The 25,339-nt window shown below is 66.2% G+C and carries 23 protein-coding genes; 8 read left to right on the forward strand and 15 right to left on the reverse strand.

Annotated elements, in window-relative coordinates; translation table 11 throughout:
- Positions 1–8: 8 nt before the first annotated feature.
- From lepB to ACFVVK_RS03030, 5 genes are all read right to left on the reverse strand, one after another.
- Positions 9–548, reverse strand: a complete 540-nt coding sequence (gene lepB / locus ACFVVK_RS03010; protein WP_390263254.1) for a signal peptidase I — start codon at positions 546–548, stop codon at positions 9–11.
- Positions 535–2,145 (reverse strand): multicopper oxidase family protein, encoded by a 1,611-nt coding sequence (locus tag ACFVVK_RS03015; protein ID WP_390263256.1) that lies wholly within the window; start codon positions 2,143–2,145, stop codon positions 535–537. The genes lepB and ACFVVK_RS03015 overlap by 14 nt, the downstream gene beginning before the upstream one ends.
- Positions 2,146–2,251: 106 nt before the next feature.
- Complete coding sequence (locus ACFVVK_RS03020; protein ID WP_390263258.1) at positions 2,252–3,604, reverse strand: sensor histidine kinase; 1,353 nt, start codon at positions 3,602–3,604, stop codon at positions 2,252–2,254.
- Complete coding sequence (locus ACFVVK_RS03025; protein ID WP_390263261.1) at positions 3,582–5,147, reverse strand: BTAD domain-containing putative transcriptional regulator; 1,566 nt, start codon at positions 5,145–5,147, stop codon at positions 3,582–3,584. Before ACFVVK_RS03025 ends, ACFVVK_RS03020 begins: the two co-directional genes overlap by 23 nt.
- Positions 5,148–5,313: 166 nt before the next feature.
- Positions 5,314–5,826, reverse strand: coding sequence for a hypothetical protein (locus tag ACFVVK_RS03030; RefSeq protein ID WP_390263264.1), 513 nt, complete (start codon positions 5,824–5,826; stop codon positions 5,314–5,316).
- 202 nt (positions 5,827–6,028) lie between these two features.
- Between ACFVVK_RS03030 and ACFVVK_RS03035 the strand changes: the two genes are divergently transcribed.
- The gene (locus ACFVVK_RS03035; protein ID WP_390263267.1) at positions 6,029–8,170 is read left to right on the forward strand and encodes a PKD domain-containing protein; all 2,142 of its coding nucleotides are present in this window, start codon (positions 6,029–6,031) and stop codon (positions 8,168–8,170) included.
- 82 nt (positions 8,171–8,252) lie between these two features.
- Here ACFVVK_RS03035 and ACFVVK_RS03040 read toward each other — a convergent pair whose 3' ends face one another.
- Positions 8,253–8,447 (reverse strand): hypothetical protein, encoded by a 195-nt coding sequence (locus tag ACFVVK_RS03040; protein ID WP_390263270.1) that lies wholly within the window; start codon positions 8,445–8,447, stop codon positions 8,253–8,255.
- A gap of 200 nt (positions 8,448–8,647) precedes the next feature.
- Between ACFVVK_RS03040 and ACFVVK_RS03045 the strand changes: the two genes are divergently transcribed.
- The gene (locus ACFVVK_RS03045; protein ID WP_390263272.1) at positions 8,648–9,970 is read left to right on the forward strand and encodes a cation:proton antiporter; all 1,323 of its coding nucleotides are present in this window, start codon (positions 8,648–8,650) and stop codon (positions 9,968–9,970) included.
- 23 nt (positions 9,971–9,993) lie between these two features.
- Here the strand turns inward: ACFVVK_RS03045 and ACFVVK_RS03050 are convergent, their stop codons facing one another.
- Entirely contained in the window at positions 9,994–11,106 is a 1,113-nt protein-coding gene (locus tag ACFVVK_RS03050) for a DUF3616 domain-containing protein (RefSeq protein WP_390263275.1), read from the reverse strand.
- Positions 11,107–11,281: 175 nt separating this feature from the next.
- Positions 11,282–11,773 (reverse strand): dual specificity protein phosphatase family protein, encoded by a 492-nt coding sequence (locus tag ACFVVK_RS03055; protein ID WP_390263278.1) that lies wholly within the window; start codon positions 11,771–11,773, stop codon positions 11,282–11,284.
- Positions 11,774–11,943: 170 nt separating this feature from the next.
- Here ACFVVK_RS03055 and ACFVVK_RS03060 point away from each other — a divergent pair, with 170 nt between their 5' ends.
- Positions 11,944–12,555 carry a PadR family transcriptional regulator gene (locus ACFVVK_RS03060; protein ID WP_390263280.1) on the forward strand — a complete coding sequence of 204 codons (612 nt, stop codon included), beginning with the start codon at positions 11,944–11,946 and terminating at the stop codon, positions 12,553–12,555.
- 161 nt (positions 12,556–12,716) lie between these two features.
- On the opposite strand, the gene ACFVVK_RS03065 is transcribed toward ACFVVK_RS03060, so the two are convergent.
- Together ACFVVK_RS03065 and ACFVVK_RS03070 are read right to left on the reverse strand one after the other, a co-directional pair.
- The gene (locus tag ACFVVK_RS03065; RefSeq protein ID WP_390263283.1) at positions 12,717–14,003 is read right to left on the reverse strand and encodes an FAD-dependent oxidoreductase; all 1,287 of its coding nucleotides are present in this window, start codon (positions 14,001–14,003) and stop codon (positions 12,717–12,719) included.
- Complete coding sequence (locus ACFVVK_RS03070) at positions 13,996–15,375, reverse strand: MFS transporter (protein WP_390263285.1); 1,380 nt, start codon at positions 15,373–15,375, stop codon at positions 13,996–13,998. The genes ACFVVK_RS03065 and ACFVVK_RS03070 overlap by 8 nt, the downstream gene beginning before the upstream one ends.
- A gap of 48 nt (positions 15,376–15,423) precedes the next feature.
- On the opposite strand from ACFVVK_RS03070, the gene ACFVVK_RS03075 reads away from it, so the two are divergent.
- The 5 genes from ACFVVK_RS03075 to ACFVVK_RS03095 all read left to right on the forward strand — a co-directional run bounded on the left by ACFVVK_RS03075 (position 15,424) and on the right by ACFVVK_RS03095 (position 20,010).
- On the forward strand, positions 15,424–16,245 hold the full coding sequence (locus tag ACFVVK_RS03075; RefSeq protein ID WP_390263288.1) for an IclR family transcriptional regulator: 822 nt from the start codon (positions 15,424–15,426) through the stop codon (positions 16,243–16,245).
- Positions 16,246–16,420: 175 nt separating this feature from the next.
- A complete protein-coding gene (locus tag ACFVVK_RS03080; RefSeq protein ID WP_390263291.1) occupies positions 16,421–17,563 on the forward strand; it encodes a cupin domain-containing protein in 1,143 nt (380 codons plus the stop codon).
- Positions 17,560–18,387 (forward strand): fumarylacetoacetate hydrolase family protein, encoded by an 828-nt coding sequence (locus tag ACFVVK_RS03085; protein WP_390263294.1) that lies wholly within the window; start codon positions 17,560–17,562, stop codon positions 18,385–18,387. Before ACFVVK_RS03080 ends, ACFVVK_RS03085 begins: the two co-directional genes overlap by 4 nt.
- On the forward strand, positions 18,387–19,142 hold the full coding sequence (locus ACFVVK_RS03090; protein ID WP_390263297.1) for a maleylpyruvate isomerase family mycothiol-dependent enzyme: 756 nt from the start codon (positions 18,387–18,389) through the stop codon (positions 19,140–19,142). Before ACFVVK_RS03085 ends, ACFVVK_RS03090 begins: the two co-directional genes overlap by 1 nt.
- An 85-nt stretch (positions 19,143–19,227) precedes the next feature.
- Positions 19,228–20,010: an alpha/beta fold hydrolase gene (locus tag ACFVVK_RS03095; RefSeq protein ID WP_390263300.1), complete on the forward strand. Its 783-nt coding sequence runs from the start codon at positions 19,228–19,230 to the stop codon at positions 20,008–20,010.
- Between the two features lie 43 nt (positions 20,011–20,053).
- Here the strand turns inward: ACFVVK_RS03095 and ACFVVK_RS03100 are convergent, their stop codons facing one another.
- The 5 genes from ACFVVK_RS03100 to ACFVVK_RS03120 form a co-directional block, all read right to left on the reverse strand.
- Positions 20,054–20,668, reverse strand: coding sequence for a TetR/AcrR family transcriptional regulator (locus tag ACFVVK_RS03100; RefSeq protein ID WP_390263302.1), 615 nt, complete (start codon positions 20,666–20,668; stop codon positions 20,054–20,056).
- 112 nt (positions 20,669–20,780) lie between these two features.
- Complete coding sequence (locus ACFVVK_RS03105) at positions 20,781–22,031, reverse strand: NAD(P)/FAD-dependent oxidoreductase (RefSeq protein WP_390263305.1); 1,251 nt, start codon at positions 22,029–22,031, stop codon at positions 20,781–20,783.
- Entirely contained in the window at positions 22,028–22,222 is a 195-nt protein-coding gene (locus tag ACFVVK_RS03110) for a ferredoxin (RefSeq protein ID WP_390263307.1), read from the reverse strand. Before ACFVVK_RS03110 ends, ACFVVK_RS03105 begins: the two co-directional genes overlap by 4 nt.
- On the reverse strand, positions 22,219–23,391 hold the full coding sequence (locus tag ACFVVK_RS03115; RefSeq protein WP_390263310.1) for a cytochrome P450: 1,173 nt from the start codon (positions 23,389–23,391) through the stop codon (positions 22,219–22,221). The genes ACFVVK_RS03110 and ACFVVK_RS03115 overlap by 4 nt, the downstream gene beginning before the upstream one ends.
- Positions 23,392–23,453: 62 nt before the next feature.
- Positions 23,454–25,190 (reverse strand): MFS transporter, encoded by a 1,737-nt coding sequence (locus ACFVVK_RS03120; protein WP_390263313.1) that lies wholly within the window; start codon positions 25,188–25,190, stop codon positions 23,454–23,456.
- Positions 25,191–25,339 lie beyond the last annotated feature (149 nt).

The raw sequence follows: 25,339 nt of genomic DNA on the forward strand, positions 1-25,339 counted from the left end.
CACGGGACTCACCGGCGGAGTCCGGGACACATTTTCTCTTGGCCGACTATTTTTTGGCCGGCCAGCACCGTACCTTGAATCGCCGTCAACGGCACTGCTCCGAAGTCGCGGGAATCTATGGACACGCCGCGGTTATCCCCCAGGACGAAGACTCTGCCCGCGGGGACCGTCTCGGGCCCGAAGTAGGTGCCATCAATGCGGCTGTGGTCGATGAATGGCTCTACGACGGCAACGTCATCGACGAACAATTCAGAGTCCCGGATGGCTACCCTTTGCCCCTCTCCCGCAATGACGCGTTTGATCGCCGTCCGACCGTCGACCGGGCTGGCAAAGGCGACGACAACGCCATTCCGGATCAGGCCGGCAGCTTCTGCCGGCTTGTAAAGGAACACGACGGCACCCGAAGGAATCGTTGGGGCCATGCTGTCGGACGACACCGTCACAGGTTCCACCAGCCAGGTGCGGACGGCGAGGACGACCAGGACCGGGATCAAGGCCCCTACGATGACCCGGCGGCCGGTCCGTTCTACCGACTCACGCCGGATCATCGTCCCAGGCCGCCTTCGCCGCCGTCATGGGGTCGTTCTCGTCCCAATCGCTGTCCTTCAGGCCCACCCGGAATTGGACCATCATGTCGTGGTCCTCGTGCGGCAGGTTATGGCAGTGCATCATGTAGAGGCCCTTGTTCCGCGCGAACTTCATCAGGAGCCGAACGGTCTCGCCCTCACCGACGTACACGACATCCTTGGGTCCACGCTCGTGGGCCATCGGGGGCGCCCCGTTGCGGCTGAGCACTTGGAAGTCCACGAGGTGGATGTGGAGGGGGTGGAACCAGCCGCCGGACTTATTCTCAATTTCCCAGATTTCCACAGAGTCGAGGTCAGGCTCGGCGACGACTTTTTTGTATCCGCTGGCGATGACGTCCTGCCAGCTGTCGTCGTTGATGGTCCACATGTTGGTGGAGTCGCTCCGCTCGACCCGGAATTTGCGTGTCTTCACGGATTGTCCCGGTTTCAGCAACATGGCCTCGCTGCTGGCCAACGTCGTGGGTATCCGGTTCCAGGTGGGGTCCGAGGTGTCTACCGGCTCATCCGTGACGTCGAAGGCCATTATTTTGTTGGTGTTGTCGTAGTCAACGTTGTTTTTGTTGGACAAGTTGCGGAGTTCGATCCGTTGCCCGGTCTTGTACTTCCGGAAATCAATCAGGACCTCGTACCGCTCCGCCCCTCCATGGCGGTAGTTGGCCACGGACTGGGCTACGGGGACCAGGCCGCCGTCCGTGCCAACCACCACCAGTGGATCGCCGGTGCTGAGTGTGGGCCGCAGGGATCGGGAGATAGAACAGTTCAGAATCCGGAAACGGTAGACACGCTTCTGGACCTTCATGACCGGCCAGGGCCTGCCGTTGACCAGGATGACGTCTCCCCAGAGGCCCGAGTGGCTGTTGTCGTCGTAGCCCAGTGACCCGTTCGCCGCGAACATGGCATCGCTGACCGTGAGCGCCACGTCGAACTTCCCTTGCGGGAGAAGTTGCCGTTCCACGGGATCGTGCAGGTGGTACTGCGCTGCGAGCCCTGAGTAGGCGTTCAGGGCCGTGAAGTGGACGCCGTGGTCGTGGTACCAGAGCGTGCGGGCCGGCTGGAAGTTGGGGTAGTGGTAGTCCTTGTAGAACCCCGGATGAGTGATATCGCTGGCGTAACCGTCGTATTGGGGCAGCGATGCGGAACCATGCAGATGGGTGGATGTGGAAAGGGCATGCCCGTCCAGCGCATGCTGGGCCGGCAGTTGGTTGCGCATCCTCAGGACGGCTTTTGTCCCTTGCTCCAGGCTGATCGTCGGTCCGGGGAACAAGCCGTTGTAACCCAGGATGGGGGTGCTCAGCCGCGGAAGGATGTTGGCCACGGCGGCCTTCTCGGTCAGCTTGTAGTAATTGATGGGCAGGCCGTCCGCGGCGTCGGTACCCGTAGCGTAGGGCTGAAGAACCGGCGCCTGGACAAAAGCGGCCTGGAACGGTTTTGGCATGTCGCTGGAACTAATGCGGCTGGCCGACTTGGCTTCGACGGAGCCCGTTGGCAACATGGCGCCCCCGGCTCCGAGAACACCTAGCCCCCCGAGCAACAGAACCTGACGACGTGAAATGGACATAGCCGGTCTCCTTCGTATTCGTTGACCAGACTTTGCCGGGTCCGTCTTGGAGATAACCTGTAGCCGATTCCCCCACCTTGGGAGAACCCTGAGAATCCCGTCCTGGTCAGCGGGGGGCCGCAAGACGCGCACGCAAGCGCGCTCTTACGGTGGTACCTGCGCCCGGGATGCTGAGAATTTCCAGTTCTCCGCCCGCCTCATGGATGGTGTCCTGGAGTATCCGCAGGCCAAGGTGGCCCTCGGCTGCCCCGTCCGACTGGTCAAAGCCCCTGCCGTCATCCGAGATACATATTTCCGAGCCGTGCGGGTCGGTCCGCAGCGAGAGCACCACCGCGGTTGCGCCGGAATGCTTTGCACTGTTTGACAGCGCTTCCCGCGCCACCCGGTACAACAACGCTGAGGAACCGCGTCCCAGCGGGACGTCGTCCGGAACCAGCAGCTGCACCATGAGCCCGCGTTCCTGATGGGGTTCCACGAGCTGTTCCAGGGACCTCCTGAGCCCCAGTCGTTCCAGGTCGGGCGGATAAAGCTCCTGCGTCATCGCCCGCAGGGAACGAACGCTTTGTTGCAGTATGGTCCGGGCTCCTCCGAGCACCTCTCGCTGCTCCGGTGGCCCGTGGAGCTCTTCTGATTCAAGGGCATAACCCAGCCCGGACAGGTCCTGGATCACTTCATCGTGGAGATCCCGGGCGATCCTGCGGCGCTCCAGGTCGGAGGCTTCAACAGCGCGCCTCAGCAAACGGTTCCGGCTGGCCTGATGGTTCTGGATCCCGCGAGCGAGCCTGATGGCTGGAGGCAGTTGGGCGAGCTGCAGCGCCGCCAGGGCGAGCAGCAGAGGCGGGATCATGCTGTACAGGACCGACTGCTGCTCGTCCCGCACCGGGTTGTCGTCGTAGTACGCCTCAAAGATCAGCGGCGTACCGTCGGTGGCTTCAGAGCCGACGTAAACCTCCACTAGTTCCCCCGAAGCCAGCTCGTACTCGTTCTCCAGTTCCTGCTGGCTTTCCAGGGAAGCCGTTCCCGGCCCGCCGGCCAAGAGGTCCCTGCCCCAGTCCGGCAATTCGAAGCGTTGTCCGACGAGCGAGCGCATGTCTGAATACACGACGCGGCCACTGCTGTCCCACACCTTGATCCGCAGCACCGAGGCGTCGGTGCGCCATGACTCCAGGGCTTTGTCCAGTGCGTCCAACGCTGGCCCGTCCCCGGCGAGTAACGCCTGGGTCATCAGCGGCTTGATCGCAATGTCCGCTACTCGTTGAGTGAAGAGGAGCGCATTGTCCAGAGCGTGCCGCTCTGCCTCGGCCCGGATCCAAAACGCGACAGGGGTTGCCACGATCAGCAGCGCAAGAAATCCCATCACCAGGAATTTCGCCACCGCGGCCCGGACCGCGAAGCGCTCGGCCTTGCCCGGAAACTCCTCAGGCTTCGCTCCAACGTCAGCTTCGGAAGGCCTGGACATCGGACTTCGCGCGCAGGATCCCTCGGACGTCAGCCTTGGCCATGGCTTCACTGTTCGAGTGCGAGCCGAGTTTGGAAAATATGGTCTTGACGTAGTCACGGCAGGTGTTAACCGAGATGCCCAGGTTGTCGGCGACCATTCCCACCTCATGTCCCTCGGACATCAATCGCAGAATTTCCAGCTCTCGGGGGCTCAGGGGTCGCCCCGGCGGGAAAGGGGAAGCGGAGTGCGGAGCTCCGATCTGCGCCACCAACGAGGGATGCACCACCATGTTTCCTGCCCGCGCGTGGCGGAGTGTGTCCAGCATCGTGGCCAGCGAGCCGTCCTTGGGGAGGAACCCGCAAATTCCTATCCCCGCCGCTTGCCGCAGTACATCCTGGGACGGGTCGCCGGTGAGCATAATGATCCGCGTGTCCGGGCAGTGTCGCAGGATTCGGGTTGCCGCGGACAGCCCGTCACCATCCGGCAGGTGATAGTCCATGACAACGATGTCCGGCAGCAGCTCACGGCATAACTGCACGCCGCTTTCGACGGAAGCCGCCGAACCAACGCTGTGGAGGTCCGGCTCCCGGTCCAGCGCGCCTGTCAGCAGTTCGGCGAACGTCATGTGATCCTCGATGATCAGGATCCCCAAGGTGGCCTCGGCTGCTCCTGCTTCGCCGTCCAGGACGCCGACGGCGGATGCCGTCACCGCAGCACTGGCCACGGTTGCCGAATCCGCCGGGGCTGCGGCCGGCGGCGCTGCGGCGGGCAATGATCCTGCAGACACGGGTGTTTCCGCGCCGTCGGTCAGCTTCAGGAGGCGGGCGTGCGCGGCCCGGAGGGAATCGCCCGGTGTGCACCCCATTTCCCGGTGCAGAGTGCGCCTGCATTGCTCAAATGCCCGCAGCGCTTCGAGGGGCTGACCTGATTCTTCGAGCGCCAGGACCAAGGACTGCCACGCGCTCTCATTGAGGCAGTCGCCCTCCAGCGCCTCCCTGGCCCACTGCGCTGCCTGCCGAGGCTGGTGCAGCGACAGCGCGAGTTCGGCGGCCTGGGCTCGGGCCCTGCAGACCTGGTGCTCATTGTTGCTTCGTTCCTCGTCGGCCCAGACCGCCGTCAGCTCATCTCCCAGCAGGGGTCCGGATACCAGGCCCAGAGCTTCCTGCAGCAGCTTCAGGGCCTCGGCCGGCTCGCACCTGGACGCCCGGCGGAGTAAGTCACTAAAGCGGCCCAGATCCAGGTCTACTAGGGCAGGATCCATGACATAGCCGCCCGTGACGGTCCGTAGCGGACCGGACCTGCCCTGGCCGGGCTGCAGATGGCGCCGGAGGACGCTGACGTAACTTTCGAGCGTCGGTAGCGCCTCTGCAGGTGGCCGCCCGGCCCACAGCAAATCGGCGAGGCGGTCCTTGGACACCGGAGTGCCGAGCTTGAGCAAGAGAATCTCGAGGATTTGCCGAGGCTTGGTGCCGCCAAGCTCGCCTGCTTCGAGGACTTCTGCCCCGCGCCGAATGCGCAGGGGACCGAGGATTCTGATTTCCAGGACCCGTTGTGTCAGCACATCGCCTTCCGGGGTCGATGGACCGTCACTCTCGTGTATCTGGGTGGTGGGGAGCATCGGAGGCCTGCAATTCGAAGGGGATTAGTGCTCTCCAGTTTTTGCCACAGTGTGACCATTGAGCACGAGTACCCTGTACTTGTTTTCCGGGCGAATGACCGACGGGTAGTCAGCTGCCTCCCCGGTGGTGTCCCGCCCCGAGAGACAACCCTGGGCCACCTGGCAGCTCCAGTGTCAGTTCTATGGCTTTGTCCGGAAGCTCGAAGACAAGTGTGGCGTTGATGCTTTGCCCTTGGGGGACGGCCGCGGGACCGGGGGAAGACCAAAGCGCCTTCCATGTCCCCGTTCCGAGGCCTGAGACGGAGTAATCAGCCGGATCATAGGCGAGACCCGCTTTTTCCAGGGCCGTCAGCTCCACGAGCAGGCGCACCCGATGAAGCCCCTCGGCAGGCGGGTTGGCCGGGAGGCCGGAGGCGGCGGTGGACAGTCCGCCGTCGGTCTCGACCGGTACGACGCCGTTAATGCGAGCCAGTCCCCCGGTGACTGCGGCTGAGGCCCCCAACGGGACGGGTGGTTTTCGCGGTGCAGCCATGACAACGCTGGCAACGAGGGCCGCTACAAGAGCCAGCAGAATGACTGGAACGAGGATTTTCGTGCGTTGAATCAGAACTGACTTTGGCATGCGGTCTAGCTTTCCCGGGGAACCCTAGGGAAACCCTTGGAATCCCCCAGCGCCCGGCACCGGATCGCGCCCCGCCGGTTCTCCGGCTCACAGGCTTGTCATAAGTCCCGGTCCATACCGTGGCGTTCGCAAGTGCGCCGGCCGGCGCACCCTGTTCCTCCCGCCAGGGCGGGGGACGAGAAAACACAGGATGGATGTCGCGATGAAACGAATACTTGCGTTCCTTATGGCAATCTTCGCGGTCGTCTCGCTGGCCGGCCTAGCCTCGGCCGCCGTCGGCCCCCCGGGAGTCAACGGGCCCGGCCTCGCGGAAGTCGGGCCCGTCGATGCGACGGACGGCTACCCGGTCTGGTACCGCGACCAGACGGGGCTCAGGCTGGAGAAATGCATAGCGCAGGCCGATCCGCTGTGCCCGGCCCGCGGGGCCTTGCCCGACGAAACCGCACCCGTTTCCTTCCCGGACAACTACCCGGACGAGGGCTTCTACTCCCTGACCAGCGGCACGATGAACACGTCGGGGGGCGGTAAGGCGCTTGCCGCGATCGCCCTGGAACAGGCATTCGGCAGCGGGCCGGTTGCGGACGGCGACCAGGTCACCTTCGCCAGGCTTCGGCTGAAGGTCACGAATGTCAGGGACGGCGTCGACTACAAATTCACCACACCGGCGGGCACCAAGACCGTCCGGACGTCGAAGCCGGGCATCGTTTTCGACACCGAGGACATCGGCATCGGCGGAAAGGGAGACTTCTCGGGCGCCCTGGGCGGCAGGATCGGACCGTTCCTGACCTGGGATACCTACCCCACGGACCCCGCCCTCAAGCCGGACGCCAACGGCAAGGCCACCTACGTCGGTGATGGCACTACCCCCCACAAAATCACCGGCAGCCCGTACGGGACCAATATCTTCCGCGTCGAGGGTCCCGGCATCAACCCGGGCACCACGGATGCCTGCCCGTCGGTTGCCGGCCCCGTGGCCGACTGCGTAGAAACCAGCCTCTTCACGGTCCAGGGAAAACTCGCGACCAACAGCGGCGTGGCCGCTGAACGGGCGACGTATTCCCGGTCGTCGCTCGACGCCGGGACGGTTGATGTCTTCGCATCGAGCGAATCCGGACCGCAATCAATTCGGATCTCCGATTCTTCCGCCGGGAGCGCAGTCTTCAGCCCGACGGCGCTGGAGGGATCCGGCGGCAAGTACTTCGCCCGGGTCGCTTTTGACGGGCCCCGGCCTCCGGCCACGGTCGCCGTCACCAACTCGAGCGATGTTCCGGCGTCGGTGAAGAAGATCGACGTCGTTGACAGGGTCACCGGCAAGGCCACCTTCAACACTGATAGCGGTGTCCTGTCGATCGAGGCGGTGTCCAGCGACACGGCGGGCGCGCGGACCTTGACCGCCGTCGGGTTCGGCCAACTCGCAGCGGGCTCCCTGGCGTCGGGCCCGATCGCGGCTCCTCCTGTTTCTGTCACCGTTCGCTCGGACGCCAAGGGCGAAGTGGTGCTGCCTGTGGAGGTGACGGGCAATGCCCGGGCTCCGATTCCGGTAATCGCCCAGGCCGGGGCCGATCAAACGGTCCACGAGGGCCAGAAGGTGCAGCTGGATGGCTCCGCCTCCAGCGGACCAGTGTCCACCTACTCTTGGAGCAGCCCTTCCGGAGTAGTCCTGAGCGATCCCAACGCCGCACAGCCCAGCTTCACAGCGCCCGCGCCGGGAGACTACGTCTTTACCCTCACGGTCAACGGACCGGGCGGCCAGAGCACGGCAACGATCACAGTTACGGTCAGAGCCGGGGCTCAGGCGGCAGCCAGCGCCGGAGTAAACCAGCAAGGCGTGCAGCGCGGATCCAAGGTCACCTTGGATGGCAGCGGTTCCACCGGCGCGGCCACGTATTCCTGGACGCAGATCGTGGGGCCGGGTGATCCCAAGGTCACGCTCACCGGCGCCAGTTCCGCCCGCCCCTCGTTCACGTTCCCGCTTTACAAGTACCCCGCGAGTTCGGGCGCGCTGACCTTCCGGCTGGCGGTAGGAAGCCCTGACGGGTCCTCCAGCGAGGCCCAGGTGACCGTCACCCCGCAGGCGGACACCGTGGCAATTACCTCCGCCCGCTACACGGCCAGCAAGCGCGAGTGGCGGGTGGACGGCACCAGCTCCGCGTCCGCAGGTCAGGCGGTAACGGTACACATCGGCGGTTTGGACGGAACCGTCCTGGGTACGGCCCTGGTGGACGCGACGGGATCGTTTGCCGTACGGGTTTCATCGACTGTTGCAGGCCGGGCGGGCCAGACAGTAAGCGTTGAATCTCCCCTGGGCGGCACCGCAACCGGAATCGCCATCCGTGTCCAGTAACCATCCTCCCGCCGGACCCCGGGGGGCGGCCGCCGGGCCGGCCGCCCCCCGGGCGCTCCGGGACGACGACTGCATCCGGGACCTAGGCCCAGAGTCCGTTCACGCCGGCGCTGACGAAGCGCCGGCGCAGGCACCCGTTCCCGGCACGGCCTCCGATGAGGATGCAGGCACGTCCCTGCGGCTGCAGGTCCTCGAAATCATCGAAGGCCTCCTCAACAGCACCGGGCCCGAACTCGAAGAGCTCCGGGGCCGCCTGCGGGACCGCCTCAAAGAACATCCGTGGAATCCAGAGGCCGCCCTGTTGCAGTACCTTTGGGACGGCGGACGGCGCCTTGCGGCTCCACGGGTCGCCGGGCAGGAGCCGGGGCTCCCGCCCGACGGTCCCTCAGTCCCGGATCAGGCCGGCTACTGGCCAGGTGCGCGCGGAGGAGCTTCGCCGGAGGGGCGCCAATAGCCCTATACCGGCGTAGGCTGACCGTGGGCCGCCACGGCGGCGAAGCACGCGATCGAGAGCAGGACCGCATGGTGGCGGCGGCGACGATACTGGCGATCATTTTGGTCTGGAGTGCAGTCTCCGGGCCGCTTGACCGGCATGGAATAACTTCGGCCCTTTTCTTCACCGCCGCAGGCCTGATCGTCACTACCTTGGCACCCGGATTGCTCGATATCGCCCTGGAATCCGCCGTCGTCGAGCGGGTCGCCGAGGTCGCGCTGGCGCTGCTCCTGTTCAGCGACGCCGCACGACTCGATCTGCACGCCCTCCGCCACGAGCTCGGATGGCCGAGCCGCCTCCTGCTGATCGGGCTACCCCTAACGATGCTCGCCGGAGTGGCCGTCGGCACGCTCGTCTTTCCCTCAGTGGCGCTGGCCTCCGTGTTCCTGCTCTCCACAATGCTGGCCCCAACCGACGCGGCCCTTGGCCAGAAAGTGGTCTCCGACACCGCCGTGCCGGCCAGGGTGCGGCAGGCGCTCGACGTGGAAAGCGGCCTCAACGATGGCCTTGCCGTACCCTTCTTCCTCGTCGCACTCGAGGTCGCCAACGCAGAGCTCGAAACCGGCCTCACCTGGGCCGTGGCCAGCAACATGGCCGCGCAGATCGGTTGGGGGCTTACAGCCGGACTCGCCGCAGGAATCCTGGGCGGCCTGCTGCTCCGCGCCGGCAACAAGCGTACGTGGGTCAGCTCCGAGTGGCGGCAGATCATGCCACTGGGGGTGGCACTGCTGGCCTACACCGTTGCGTTGATGCTGGGCGGCAGCGGGTTCATCGCCGCTTTCGTCGGCGGAATGGCGTTCGGGAGTGTCTCGGGCGCACCCGGTTCGATCGTCACGCTGTTCACGGAGGAGACGGGTGGCTTCCTTGCCGCCGCAACGTGGATCGGCTTCGGAGCACTGGCACTTACCGTCGCCATTCCCCATATCACCTGGCAGGTGTTCCTCTATGCCGCGCTCAGTCTGACCCTGGTACGCATGGTTCCCGTGGCGATAGCCTTCGCCGGCCGGAGGGTCAGCCGCCCGACGGTGGCGTTCATCGGCTGGTTCGGCCCGCGCGGGCTCGCCTCGCTCGTGTTCGCACTGCTTGCCTTCGAGCGCGGTGTGCCCGAAGGCGAGGTCGTGCTGACCACCGTGGCGGTGACTGTCGCCCTCAGCGTCGGCCTTCACGGCCTGACATCAGTCCCGCTGGTTGCCGCCTACCACCGCTGGTATGCGGCCCACACGTCCGGGTACCCGGCGGCAGCGGAGGCAGCATCGGCAACGATGCCCCGACGTCGACGCCAATTCCCCGACGCCGGAGCGACCTGAGCAGGACCAAAGGGCTTTCGGCGTTACTTGCTGAGTCGGAAGACATCGGCCGTGATTTCGTGCCGTCCCGACTTGCGGTCGCCGGCCGGCGTCCCATACAAGACCAAGGCCGACCGGCCGTCGTCGAGTACGGTGATCCCCTCGGCATGGTCCTCACCCCTGCCGAACGGCGCGTCAAATTCGCATGTCAGGTCCCCGGTCTGCAGGACCGCCTCGGCCTGCGACGCCAGCGCGTGCCTCCAGCGGAACACGGCCGAGCGCCCGTCGAGCTCCATGGTGGGTCCCGCCAGGACGAGCAAGTCGTCCCCCTGCAGGCAAAGATCCCGCACACCCAGGCCGTGCATGTGGAGGAAGTGCTTGCGGTAGCGCCGCGTGCCGGGACGGATCGGCTGAGGCTCGATGCCCGGCCCGTCACCGACCCTGAGCTCTATGATCATGGCCCACCCGCGCACCACCGGCCCGCGCAGGCCAATGAACACGCGGTCGCCGGCGACGGCGAGGCCTTCGCAGTCAATACCGTTGTCCTTGCCCGGTATTGGACTAGGAATCGGCTCCTTCGTCGCCTGTATGAAACCCTCAAGGTGGGGGTCGTCAGCCAGGAGATCCAGCAGGTCCTTCCCTCGACCGAGGCCCAAGACACCGGGGCGCTGTTGCTGACCTGTCCGGTTGGCCGCAGGGTCGTGGCGCGACTTGGCGGCATCGACCAGGGTCTTGGTGGAGAGCCGGGCCAACACCCTTCGACGCTGGCTGACCTCCACTGTCGCCAGGGCTCTCTGCGCCTCTGCGGGCGACGAGTTGCCCTTGATCTGCTTACGGGCCGCGCTGTGCGAACCGAGCAGCCACAGCGTGTCGTCCTCTACAGCGAGACCTTCGATGTCCATCTCGCCGCGCTCCCCCGGCAGCTCAAGGAGATGCGTAAGATCGAAGCTGCGATGGGAACGGGCCCGGTCACCTGCCTCAAGCGTGAGCCGCTCGAGACTAGTCGTCTCGTCATTGGCGACCCAGAGGTAGGAGCCCTGGCGAGCGATCGCTGATAATCCATCGCGGAGGTCAGCCTTCCCACCGAGCGTGCTGCGTTGATCGAGTACGAGGGTGATGTGACCGGAAGCTTTGTCCGGCCGCGGCCATGCGTTCATCGGGGTTCACCCATCCTCACCAGCGGGGATCGGCCCGCAGTGGGGCCATGGTTCATTCCGTCACCCCCATCATGCCCCGGGGCGGCAGGCGGGGCCACTGCTTCAGGGCACCGCTTCAGGGCACCGCTTCAGGCCACGGCTTCGGGCCGCGCTTAACACCGGGGCCGCCCGGCCCTCACTGCCGCAGCCACCGCTCAAATGAGGGGTTACAGAGGCACGCAGGAGAACGCTTCTCGCGAACCAAGCGGATCGCTTCCGCGCTCGGCATCCCTTCGAGGATGAGCGCCCGTGCGACGACGAGCGCCGACCGGTTGAGGCCCGCCTGGCAATGGACAAGAGTCGGCCCGTCCGCCCGGCAGACGTTGACCCAGTGCGCGATCGCATCGACCTGCTCAAACTCTTGGTCCTCGCTGTCGTACATGGTCACCAGAAGCAGCGAACTGATGGGATGCCCGACGACGTAGGACTCCCAGGGGTACAGCGACACGAGATGCTTGACGAAGGCGGGGAGGATCAGGCCGGCCTCACAACCGCCCTGCCAGAGATCGGCGACGATTTCGCTGACATACGGCACATCAAACGGCATCAGGCCGTGCTTGGAGATCCCCCTCATGCGCTGGACCGTCGGATCGAATTGAATCTCAATCCTGGTCGGGTCCACAGTCATGTCCGCCCCTTCAGCAGCAGAACCCCGCATTAAATTGTCCGTCATTTCGGCCGCCACAGCACGTCCCCAAAATCCATTGACGAGCGACAGGTACCGATATATCGTTAACTATCGCCGACAATCTCGACGGCGACCAAGAAATGCATCATTATCGAAAGGACGATGCCGCTATGAAGGGCATTCACGAACACAAATTCACAGACTTCGGACCGGGCAACGAACGCTTCGGACGCGGACGGAGCCACCGCGGCCCCCACGGGCACGGACACGGAGGATTCGGGCCAGGCCGGGGCTTCGGACCCGGCTTCGGGCCAGGATTTGGGCCGGGGTTCGGCCCTGGCGGCTCACGCCGGGCCAACAGGGGCGACGTCCGCTCCGCGATACTGTCCCTCCTCGCCGAAGCCCCGTCCAACGGCTACGGGCTGATCAAGGCGATCGAGGAAAAGACCTCCGGAGCCTGGCGGCCGAGCCCGGGTTCGGTATACCCGACGCTTCAACAGCTCGTCGATGAAGAACTCATCGCACCCGCCGGCGAAGGCCGGCGCACGGAATACGCCCTCACCGACGCCGGGTCGGCCTACGTGGCCGAGCATGCCGAGGAGCTGGGCAACGCCTGGAACACCGACCCCCAGGGATCCGGACCGGCCTTCCATCAGAGCGTGGCGAAGCTCATGGGAGTCATCCACCAGTTCCGGTTCTCGGCAACTGACGAACAACGCACGGCAGCAATGGAAAAAATCGACGAAACACGCCGGGCGCTCTACCTCATCCTGGCCGATTAGGACCGCTGAGTGCTCAGTTCGTCCAGCACGGTTTGGGGACTCCGGTCGGCAGGATGCCGGTCGAAACGGCTGCGGACCGGCTCCGCGAGGGAGCCGGCCCGCAACACGCAAGGTCTGCCGATGACCAGTCCGGGCGTCCGGCCGGTCAGGCAGGAATCCAATCAGGCAGACACCCGTTCCGCCTGACGGGACCGTGCCGCGTCGACAGCCGGCACTCCGTCGCCGCCCTTGCCGTACAGCCAGTCGTTGTACTGGAAGTCGTTGTCTTTCCGGCTCTTGAAGAGCAGGTTGCGCAGGGTCCGGGCCAGCCCGGAGACGTGCCAGGACTCGCCCCACACGCGGGCCGTGCGCTGCACGCGGGCGGTCCGGCCGGCGCGGATGCTGTTGAACTCCCTGATGGCGCTGTCCCAGGCCGCCGGATTCACGCCGTCGTCGGTGAAAACGGTGCCGTTGCTGATCTCCTGGAGCACGGCGGCGTCCTCCAGCGCCTGGCAGGCGCCCTGGGCGAGGTACTGCAGCATCGGGTGCGCGGCGTCGCCCATGAGGACCATCCGGCCGGCGACCCAGTTCTCGATCGGGTCGCGGTCGTACATGGGCCAGCGGATGCCCGTACCCAGGTTCTTCAGCGCCGCCTGCACTGCCGGGACGCAATCCTTGTACGCGGCTTCGAGCTCGTCGACTCCCCCGTACTGCTCCTCGCCGCGTTCAAAGGACGGGGACTTGAAGACCGCCACGGTGTTCAGCAGCTCGCCCTTGCGCAGCGGGTACTGCACGAGGTGGCAGTCCGGGCCGAGGTAGACAATGACGTCCTCCAAATCCGTCTTGGGCGTGTCCGCGGTGATCGGCACGGTGCCCCGGTAGGCCACGTAAGCCGAGGAAACCGGCTCATCCTTGGCCACGAGCGGACGCAGGGTGGATTTGAGCCCGTCGGCGCCGATCACGACGTCGGCCTCGTAGTCCACCCCGGCGGCCGTGTGGGCCACGCCGCGGCCGTTGACCGTTTCTACGCTTTCGACCAGAACGTCGTTGACCAGCGTGACGCCGGCCGCCTGGCAGCCTTCGAGCAGGACCCGGTGCAGGTCGCTGCGGTGGATCACGACGTAGGGGGCGCCGTAGCGTTCGGCGAATTCACCGCCGAGGGTCTGACGGGTGAGTTCCTCGCCGGTGATAGCGTCGCGGAAGACAAGGTGTTTGGGCTGGACACCGATTTCCAGCGCCTTTTCCAGCAGACCCCAGCGCTGCAGGACGCGGGAGGCGTTGGGGGCCATCTGCAGCCCCGCGCCGACCTCGCCAAATTCGGGGGCCCGTTCCACGAGGGTGACGTTGGCCCCGTTTTCGCGCAGCGCGAGGGCACCGGCCAGTCCGGCCATTCCCCCTCCGATGACCAGGACATCGGTGGACGGGCCGTCGGTGGACAGGAAACTGGAAGGCAGGGCGTGCTCAGACATTGGTTGCTCCTGAAAATGAAGGTGATTGAGGGGATGGACGTGTTGATTTCAGCCGGAGGCCGACGGCGGCCAGCAGGACCGCGGCGATGCCGGCCGCGCCGGCGAAGGCCAGGAAGTTGGAGTTGACGCCCAGCCCGGCGGCCAGCAGAAGGCCGCCGATCTGGGGTGCGGCGACGGCGCCGATGCGGCCCGTGCCCAACGCCCAGCCCAGCGCCGTGCCCCGCAGGTGTGCGGGATAGTGACTCGCGACGGCGGCGATGATCAGGCACTGCGTGCCGTGGGTTCCGACGCCGGCGAGGACCAGCATCAGGTAAACGACGGCGACCGGCGGCCCGGCCACGAGGACCACCAAGGCGCCGGCGGCGACGGCGGCCGCGGCGATCCCGGTCGGGATCGGACCGAAGCGTGTCCCGGCCCAGGCTGTGAGGACCGAGCCGGCCACCGCACCGAGATTGAGGGCCAGCGCGAAGGTCAGTGCGGACCCCAGGTTGTAGCCGGCCAGTTGCATGAGGTTCGGCAGCCACGTACCCAGCCCGTACCACGCGAAGAGGGTGGCGATCGTAGCCAAGGCGAACAGCATGCTGATCCCCAGGTGCGGGGCGCGGAGCAGCGACGAGAAGCCGGACGGTGCCGTGACGACGTCCGCCGTGGCCCCTGCGCGTCCGGCAGCCTTCTTGCCGGCTTTTGCGGCGGCACTCACGGGGGCCAGGGTCTCCGGAAGGTATTTCAGTCCCAGTGGCACCACAACCACCAGGGCCAACACGGCAACGAGGAACATCGACTGCCAGCCGAAGGCGGGAATGAGCTGGATGCCGACGAGGGCGGCGATGGATCCGCCGATAGGGACGCCGGACATCATCAGCGTGGCGACAGTGGACCGCCATTTCGTGGACACCAGCTCGGCAACGAGCGCGTTTGCGGAGGGCACCAGGCCGCCAAGCCCAATGCCGGCGAGGAGCCGCAGGGCACCGAAGGCCAGTGCGTTGGGCGCGAAGGCGCAAAAGATGGTGAACACCGAGAAGACAACGGCGCAGCCGAGGATGGTGCGTCGGCGGCCCCAGGAGTCGGCCATCCGGCCGGCGAAGATGGCACCGACCATCATGCCGAGGAAGGCCATGGAACCGATGGTCCCGGCGGTGGCCTTGCTCAGGCCCCAGCCGGTCTCGGAGATCAGCGAGGACTGGACCGTGCCATAAACGATGAGGTCGTAGCCGTCGAAGACCACGAGGAGCCAACAGACGAGGACCGCGGCCACCGATCCTTTGGAAAACCGTGATGCGGGCCGGTCAGCATTAAGCCGGTCCGCGGCCAGAGGGGCGTGATATCCGGGCGAAAACCGTTGCGGCGCTGCAGCGGGAGGTGTGTGATTCATGCCACTACTGTCATGGCCATCGCAAATGAACCACAATATAATTCTGATGTGCAGAACAAGCCCTCGGCCAAATCAGTCCGGAAACCCGTCCAGAAGCGGCCGACCTATTCCATCGAGGCGGTCGACAACGCATTGCAGCTTCTCCAGTTGCTCCGCGACGGCGGTGCGCTCCGGCTTAAGGACGCCGCGGAGGAGCTGGGGGTGGCCCCGTCGACCGCCCACCGCCTCTTGGCGATGCTGGTCTACCGGGGTTTTGCCGTGCAGGATGAAACCCGCCGCTATGTGCCCGGCCCGGCAATGGGCGTCGGGCCGGCCGGCCTGAGTTGGACCCGGCTGCTGCGAACGCTTGCCCAGCCGCACATGGATCTGCTCTCCGCGCAACTGAACGAGACCGTCAACCTCATGGTGCGGGTGGGAACAAAAGTGCGCTTCCTGGCCACGGTGGAGGGGAGCAATGTCTTGCGGGTTGGCGACCGGCAGGGCACGGTGATGCCTGCAAACAAGACGTCCGGAGGCAAGGCCATCCTCGCCGAACTCGAACCGCGCATGATCGGCCAGCTCTTCCGCAGCAACAACGCAGAGATTGGCGGCGACACAATTCCGGCCGAGGATTACCCGGCCTTCCTGCGCGAGCTTGAGTCGATCCGCAGCAACGGCTTCGCGGCGAATTTCGAAGGCACAGAGGACGGCGTGAGCGCCCTCGGAATGGCCCTGCACAACCGCCAGGGGCACGTCGTCGGGGCGCTCAGCGTCGCCACCCCCGCGTCCCGCTTCCGCCGGGTGTTCGACGCCGGACTGGTCCCCGCCCTGCAGGAGACCCGCCGGCAACTGGAGATAGATATCGCGGCAAATCCTGCCGAGCCGGATTGAGCCGGTGCGACCCCAGACGACTCGCAGGCCGTGCTGAGAGCGCATGACGACGACCTCAGGCGGCAATCAGCGAAGGCAACAATTCTGGACAGCAGAATATGCTCGGGATCACACCTCGGCGTCCGTACAGTCGAACTACGCCAAAGAACTGTTCTGACCTACCGAGGAGGCCCCCGTGTCCATCAGCGCCGAGAACACGACTCACGAATCAGTGGCCGCCGGGCACACTGCTCCGGAGCCAACGCCCGAAGAAGCAGCCCAGTTGCAGGAGCTGTATCGGGATTTTGACCGCGAAAACCTGATTCCGCTGTGGACCGAGATCGCGGACCTCATGCCAATGGTCCCCTCGCCCAAGGCTGTGCCCCATGTGTGGCGGTGGAGCGATCTCTACCCCTTGGCGGCGCGTGCCGGCGACCTGGTCCCCGTGGGCCGCGGTGGGGAGCGCCGCGCCATTGCCCTGGCCAACCCTGGCCTGGGCGGCACCCCCTATGCCACCCCGACCCTGTGGGCCGCGATCCAGTACCTCGGCGGCCGCGAGACCGCCCCGGAACACCGGCACTCACAGAACGCGTTCCGCTTCGTCGTCGAGGGCGAGGGCGTCTGGACGGTCGTCAACGGGGACCCGGTGCGGATGTCGCGCGGGGATTTCCTGTTGACGCCGGGCTGGAACTTCCACGGCCACCACAACGACACCGATGAACCGATGGCGTGGATCGACGGCCTGGACATCCCGTTCGTGCACTACGCCGACGCCGGGTTCTTCGAGTTCGGCACCGAACGCGTCACCGACGAGGCCACCCCGGACATCTCCCGCTCTGAGCGGCTATGGGCCCACCCCGGCCTGCGCCCGCTCTCCGGCCTCCAGGACACCACAAACTCCCCCATCGCCGCCTACCGCTGGAAGTACACGGACGCCGCCCTGCGCGAACAGCTGCTCCTCGAGGACGAGGGCCACCCGGCCACCGTCTCCCAGGGCCACGCCGCGGTCCGGTACACCAACCCCACCACCGGCGGCGACGTCATGCCGACCATTCGCGCTGAGTTCCACCGGCTCCGTTCCGGCGCCACCACCGAGGCCCTCCGCGAGGTGGGCTCCAGCGTGTGGCAGGTCTTCGAAGGCACCGGCACCGTAATCCTGAACGGCGAAGCCAGGAACCTGGCGAAGGGCGACCTCTTCGTGGTCCCGTCCTGGCAGGAATGGTCCCTGCAGGCCGAGGCTGGCTCTCAAACTTCGTTTGATCTGTTCCGCTTCAGCGACGCCCCCATCTTTGAACGGCTGAACTTCAACCGCACCTACATCGAAGGACGCAACAAATGAGACTCCTCACCCTCCGCACCGGCAACGGCACCACGACGGCTGTCCGCCAGGACGGCGACACCCTGACCGAGATCGACGGCTTCGCCGACGTCGGGGCATTGCTCCGCACCGCCGGCTGGGAAGCGACCGCGAAGGCCGCGGCCGGCGCCACCCACGCGCTCGACGGCGCCGACCTGGCCGCCGTCGTGCCCTCCCCCGGCAAGATCATCTGCGTGGGCCACAACTACCGCAACCACATCAAGGAAATGGGCCGCGAAGTCCCGGAACACCCCACCCTGTTCGCCAAATACGCCGAATCCCTGATCGGCCCGAACGACGATCTGGCCCTGCCGCAGGAATCCGACGCCGTGGACTGGGAAGCAGAACTCGCCGTCGTGATCGGCAAGACCGGCCGCCGGATCAGCGAAGCCGACGCGAAAGACCACATCGCCGGGTACGCCGTTCTCAATGATGTGTCCATGCGTGACTACCAGTTCCGCACCATCCAGTGGCTGCAGGGCAAGACCTGGGAAAAGTCCACCCCGTTCGGACCCGCCCTGGTCACCCAGGACGAATTCAGCGCCGGGCCGCTGATGACCTCCGCAGTCGACGGCGAGATCCAGCAGCAGACCCCCACCGGCGACCTCGTCTTCACCCCCGAATACCTGGTCTCCTACATCTCCACCATCATCACGCTGAACCCCGGCGACGTGATCGCCACCGGCACCCCGGGCGGCGTGGGCCACGCCCAGGACCCCAAGCGCTACCTGCAGGAGGGCCAGGTCCTGGTCACCACCATCGAGGGCCTGGGCCAGCTGAAGAACCGCGTGGTCAAGGAAGCCTGATGGTCGCCCGCACGGACCGGACCACCGATACGGGCCTGCAGGAAGAACTCCTGCAGGCCCGGCGGGGCACCGCGTTCTTCGCCCGCAAGCTCAACGAACTCACCGGCGCCGACCTCGACGGGGACTCGCTGCTGCCCGGCTGGACCCGGCGCCACATCACCGCGCACATCGGCTACAACGCCCGGGCCATCGCCCGCCTCGTCGAGTGGGCCGCAACCGGGGTCGAGACGCCCATGTATCCCTCGCCCGAAGCCCGCAACCAGGAAATCAGCTTCGGTTCCACACTCCCGCCCATCGCGCTGCGGAACCTCTTCGACCACTCCGCCGTGCACCTGTCCGTCGAATGGCGCGATCTGCCCGAGGCGGCGTGGTCCCATGAAGTCCGCACCGCCCAAGGCCGCACCGTCCCCGCCTCCGAAACCGTCTGGATGCGCACCCGTGAAGTCTGGATCCACGCCGTCGACCTGGACAACGGCGCCACCTTCAACGACATCCCGGCACCCGTGCTCGAACGGCTCCTCAAAGACATCACCGGAGCCTGGAAAACCCGCCGCACTGACCAGGGCCTGGTGGTCAAGGTAGCGGACAGCGGCCTCACATTCGGCGACACGACGTCGGCGTCGCCCACCGTGGTCTCCGGGCCGCTAGCAGCCATCGTCGAATGGGCCGCGGGCCGCGGCAACGGCGGCGTCACCGCCACCGGGCCCGGCGTAGGCGCCAACGGGACCGTTCCGGCCGCACCGACGTGGATCTGAGCCCCTCACATCCCTGATGCCGCGCCGGCGCGAACTAGCCCAGGGACCGATCTACACTGTCTGGATGGAGGTTACGGTCGGCGGAGTGCCTGTACATTACGCCGAGCATGGCAGCGGCACCCCGGTTCTGGCCCTTCACGGCGCCGGCGTGGACCATCGCGAGATCGCCGGGGCCCTCGAACCGGTCTTCAGCAGCGTTCCCGGCTTTCGCCGCCTGTATCCGGACCTGCCGGGGATGGGTCGTACCCCGGCGCCTGAGACGATCAACAGCAACGATGACGTCCTGGACCTTCTGCTCGGCCTCGTCGACAGCACCATCGGTGCTGAACCGTTTCTGGTCATGGGCCAGTCGTACGGCGGGTACTTGGCCCGTGCAATTGCCGGTCGGAGACCTCGGCAGGTTGTCGGGCTCGCGCTTATCTGCCCGGTTGGCGCGCATACCCAGAACGTGCCTCAGCACGAGGTTCTGGTTTCATCGGCTGATCTGGCGGGCGAGCTGGACTCGGAGCTCGAGGCTTCGTACCGCAGCTACTTCGTTGTCCAGACGGCTGAAACGCTAAGCCGGTTCCGGGAGTACGTGGCTCCCGCAGTGTCCCTCGTTGACGAACCCAGCCTGGCGCGAATCTTTTCGCACTGGGAGCTACGGGATCGTCCGGAGGCCGCGACTACCTATCCGCATCCGGTGCTGATTCTTGCCGGACGACAGGACGCCACCGCCGGGCACACAGGTGCGTGGGAGCTGGCGGAGCACTACCCTCGCGCTACCTTTGCCGTACTGGATCGCGCCGGCCACGCGCTGGTGCACGAGCAGCCGACGCTCATGGGGGCCCTGGTTGTTGAATGGCTCGCGCGCGTGCGTGAGCACTAGGTCCCAACAATGACGGCCGTTCTCGATCATTCCGAGGGCCGGCCTAGCCGTCTTCGCAGAGCAGGTGGTGCCAGCTGTCGGCGAGCACCTCGAGGGCGTGTTCGCGGTTTGGTTCATACTTCCGGCGCGTCCAGAGCGTGGCGACATAGTCAAGTGACGTGAAGGCGAGAGTGCCGCGGATGTGGTGCGTCTCCTCCGAAAAGCGGCCGGCCAACTGCATGCCGCGGACGATGTCGGAGATGACCTCCTCGTGCCATTCCTCGACCATGGCCCGCACATCTCGATCGACGGCGGCGGCATCGTCGAGGACATCGAGGTAGGGGCGGAACACCGGCCAAAGAGCCGCACGCGACTCGAGCCAGGCGAGGATCCCCGGCAGTTCACCGTTCCGCACGACGTCTACGAGCTCGGCGGCGGTTGATCCCCGTTCCGGGCCGTCCGCGCGGTCGAGCACGGCATTGACTCGCGCCATGAAGTCCCGCATCAGGTCGCTGCGCGAGGGGTAATAGGCGTAAAAAGTCGCCCGGGTGGTTCCTGCCGCAGCGGCGATCTCATCGATCGTCGTAGCGGCGTAGCCCTTCTCGGTGAAGAGCTCAAGTGCCCGTTCGACAATCACGTCGCGGGTCAGCTGCTTCTGGGCTTCTCGCAGCGACGACATGAGACCATCCTAACGGTGGTGCGCGGCGTCTCTACGCACGCCGTGCGCGCGAAGCGACGCAGGTACAGAAACCAGCCGCCTGACATGCCGGAACGCTTACGCGCCGGACCCATCAGACTCGCGCCGGCACAGGCCGGCTGATGAGTCCGGGACCGGCGTCGGCCAGCCGACGCAATCTGGGGATGGGGATTCTATAGTTGATCGCCGCAGCGGTGCCGGAACCGTCCGGGTTGTCCCAGCGCAGCAGCATCGAGTCCGCCGTGCCGCCCGGTTCGCGGTAGCCGGGAGCTCCGGCAACCGGGGTGAAGCCCACCGCTTTCAGTGACAGGCCGAAGCCCTCCGTCCAGAAGTACGGCTGGAAGTCGACCTCGGGCGCCTCGTCACCTTTGAGCAGTCCGACGGCGGCGACCTTGGCCTGGTCGATGGCGCTGGTCCACAGCGGCACCCGTTCCACGCCGCGGCGGGTCGGGAAGAAGGCCACGTCGCCAGCGGCCACGATGTCAGGCCGGAGCCGGCCGCGCGAGTCGACGCGCAGCTGCCCGTCGACGAGGAGACCCGAGACGGCCAGCCATCCGGTGTTCGGCTCGTCGCCGATGGCGGTGACCACAAGATCCGCCGCCAGCTCGGTGCCGTCGGCCAGGACAACTTTTGCCCCGGCACCGTGGTTGACCAGGCGGGCCTTCCCGCCGCCAACCAGCCGCAGTCCGCGCCGGACGGCGGCCAAGGTGAAAATGCCGGCCAGATGGTCCCCGAGCTGGCGCGAGAGCGGCTTGACGTCGGAGACGAGGGTGACCTCGCAGCCCGCCTCCAGGCAGGCCGACGCGACTTCCATGCCAAGCGGTCCGCCGCCGATGACGATGACAGAGGGGCACGATGCGATGCGTTCCCTAAGGCGTAACGCATCCTCGACGGTGCGCAGGGTGAGCTCCCGGGACGGGTCATTCTGTTGGGGTCCCACCGCATGGGGTCCGGCTGTTCCTTGCACGCGGGCGAGATGCTTCGCCTTGGAACCGGAGGCGATGACGAGGCCGTCATACGGCAGTTCACCGCCCCCGGTCAGGCGAACCAGCCGGGCCTCGACATCCAGGCCCGTCGCGCTCGTGCCAAGCAGCTCGGTGGCTTCGTGGGTCGGCGCGGGGAGCTCGTGGGCCTGCAGGCCGTCAGCACCGCGGCCGCCGTCAACACCCTGCGTACTCTCAACATTGTGCAGCAGCGCTTTGGAAAGGGCTGGCCGGCTGTACGGATGGTGGCGCTCGGCCCCCACAACTGTTAGCTCGCCGTCGAAGCCGGCAGAACGGAGTGAGTCGCAGGCCGTGAGTCCGGCGATGCCGTTGCCGACGACGACAACCCGGCGCATCGTCATGCCGCCGCCAAACGCAGCGCGGCCACCGGGCAGACCCGTACCGCCGCCTTCGCGGCGTCCAGGTCTACCCCGTCAACGTCCGGAGCATCGATGACCAGTTCGCCGTCGTCGTCGAGGTGCATGAGCCGGGGCGCAGCCTCTTCACAGAGGCCGTGCCCCTCGCAACGCGGGCGGTCCAGTTCGATCCTCATGCTGCCACCACCTTGACGACCTGGAGACTCTCGTGACTGCGTGTGATGTTGCTCGGCACGCGGACCTCGTCCGCGATCTCCATTGACCTCGCCCGGCGGGCCAGCGCGTCGATGACCGCGTGGGCTTCCAGTTTCGCCAGGCCCTGGCCGGCGCAGCCGTGCGGGCCGTAGCCGAAGGACAGGTGGTCCACTGGGTTGCGCGTGATATCGAAGACGTCGGGATTCTCATAGTGCCGAGGGTCGCGGTTGCCCGCGCCGAAGAGGACGCCCAGCTGGGCGCCGGCGGGAACCGTCACTCCGTCGATCTCCACGTCGCGCGTGGCCGTGCGGCCCCAGATGTGAACAGGGGCCCAGTAGCGCAGCACTTCCGCGAAGGCTGCAGGCACCAGATCCAGGTTCTCGCGGACCAGCTCGAATTGTTCCGGATGGCGGCCGAACAGCGCAATGATGTTCCCGATCGAAGCGATCGTCGTGTCGACGCCCGCTCCCAGATATTGGTGGATGATGTGCCCGGCGGAGCCTTCTGGGATGTCGCCCCGCGTCTCGGCGTCGAAGATTCCGCGGCCGATCGAGCCGGGAGCGAGGTCGCCGGCTGTGACCGATGAACACCAGCTATAAAGCTCGCCGGCGATCGGAAAGCTCTCCTGGGTGCGCTGGTTCATCGGCCCGATGACCTGCATGGCAGCCTGCCCCCAGCGCATCATGTTGTCTTTGACGTGTCCGCCGAATCCAATGAGGTCGGCAACGATCTCGAGCGGGAAAGCCCGCGCCAGGGAGTCGATGGCCTCAAAGCTGCCGCCGGCGACGAGGTCGGCCACGAGCTTGTCGGCCTTCTCGTCAATGGTGACTTTCAGTCCGCGCAGCGCACGGGGGGTCAGGTTCTCGGAGAGCGTCGCGCGCAGTTGGGTGTGCAGTGGCGGGTCCGAGGCCAGCGACGTGCCCTGCAGCGCCTCGTTGACCATCGGGTTGAAGCCGAGGGTGGCGGACGAGAACGTCGCCGGATCGCCGAGTACGTCGCGGATGATGTCGTAGCGGGTCAGAACATAGAGGTCGTTCTTGGGCAGGTGCACGACGCCGGCCTGCTCGCGCAGCGACGCGTACGTTGGGTAGGGATCGACCAGGACGTCGTCGTCCCAGATGTCAATGCCGGATTCAGAAGGTGCGGTCACGGTTTTCTCCTTGCGGATAGGTTACGGATAGCTGATGAGTCGGTGAATTCAAGGAAGTCTGCCTAGATGACCGCCTCGGCGTTTTCTTCGGTGGCCTCCGCGACGCCGTTGGCGGCCGGGGCCGAGCTGCGAGCGGAGATGAAGAGGGTGAGGACGGCGGAGACCGTCGCCGCGATGCCCGCGACGAGGTAAACCATTTGGAAGCCCCGGCCGAGCGAGGCCCCCGCCGACCCCTGGATCTGCTGCCGCGCGGAGTTGAGGGCCTGGACCATGCCGTCGACGGCCTGGCCGGGCGCGCCGGCGGCCAGTGCCTGACCGGAGAACTGCGCAATAACCCCATCCCAGCCCGAGAGGTAGCCCAATGGCGGCACCTGGGCGAGACCGGCGGCAGCGTTGGCGGGCAGCCCGGAGCCGCCCAGAATGCCGGCGAGGGGCCCGGCAAATACCGCTGCGCCGATGCCGAACGCGATGGCCGAGCCGATGACGGGGCCGAGTGCGAAGCCGAGGTCACGCAGGAGGTTGGTCGTGGCGGAGGCCATCCCGATGTGCTGTGGGGGGACCGTGTTGATGGCCACGGCGGTGATGGATCCGACGGTGAGCGCGAATCCGATGCCCAGCAGCAGGAGCGGCGGAAGGAACGCCGTCCACGGTGTACCGCCGAAGGCCTCCGGGGCGCCGAGGGAGAACGTCGACAGCCAGTAGGCGGAGACAGCCATGAACGCGAAGCCCGCGGTGAGCACCCAGCGTGGTGCTACGTGGTGGATGAGCCATCCCACCACCGGGATAAAGGCGAAGGCGGGTCCCTGGATGAAGACGAACAGCACACCGACTTTCCAGGCTTCGGCCAGGGCGAGCCCGCCGACGGCGACGCTGGTGCTGTAACAGACCGCGAGGAAGGCAAACATGCCGGTGACGGCGACGACCCCTGTGATCGAGTAGGCGCTGTTCTTGAACAGGGAAAGGTGGATGAGCGGCTGGCGCGAGCGGCTCTCTATGACGACGAAAAGAGCGAGGAGAACGCCGCCGGCCACATAGCTGCCGATGACCTCCGGGCTGCCGAAGCCGGCATCGACGGCCTGCACGGTGGCGAAGAGGACGGCGATGAGGCCGAGTGCCAGGGTGAACTGGCCCGGCAGGTCGACTTTGCGTCCCTCGGCAGCCGCGGAGTCCTTGGCCCGGACCGCCAAGATGAGGACGGCGACGGCGATCCCGGCGGCAATGTAGTAGGCCACGCGCCACCCGCTGAACGTGTTCGGTGCGCCTGCTCCGGCGCCGGGCACAGTGAAGACCTGCGCTGTGAGGCCGGCGAGAATGGGTGAAATCACTGCACCGAGCGACAGGAACCCTGCCCAGGTAGCAATAACCCTGGCACGGGCCCTGTGGTCCGGCGTAATGGCCGCGATCATGGACAGTGAGATCGGGAAGAGGATGCCCGCGCCGACGCCGCCGACCGCCTGCGCGGCGATCATCATCTCGGTGGTCGAAGCCAGCGCAGCCAGGACGGAACCGGCAACGCTGACCGCCGCACCGATGTACAGCAACCTCTTGCGGCCGAACAGATCGCCCAGAAGTCCCCAGCTGAGTTCAAAGACCACGATGCCCATCATGAACATGCCTGCGATCCAGGTCAGGCCTGCGCCGGAGGTTCGGAATTCCACGGCGAAGGTGCCGTTGAGGGCGCCCGGCAGGGCGTTGGTGATTTGCGCCAATGTGACCGCGCTGTAGGCGGCTACGAAGGTGGCTCGCACCGAGCCGCGGCTCGACGCTGCGCTCGTCTGCACAGTGTTCCTCTGACTCATCGATGAAACTCCTTTGTTTCCGGTCGAATCTCCGGTGATGCGCCGAGGCTGAGGCTCTACGGCGGTGGAATGGCGCGTGACGGGGGTGGATGTGGCGCTCCACACATCCTGATGCCATCCTTTACATCATGTCAAGTAAATTTACAGAT

The organism is Arthrobacter sp. NPDC058192, assembly GCF_042883665.1.
Taxonomy (GTDB): domain Bacteria; phylum Actinomycetota; class Actinomycetes; order Actinomycetales; family Micrococcaceae; genus Arthrobacter.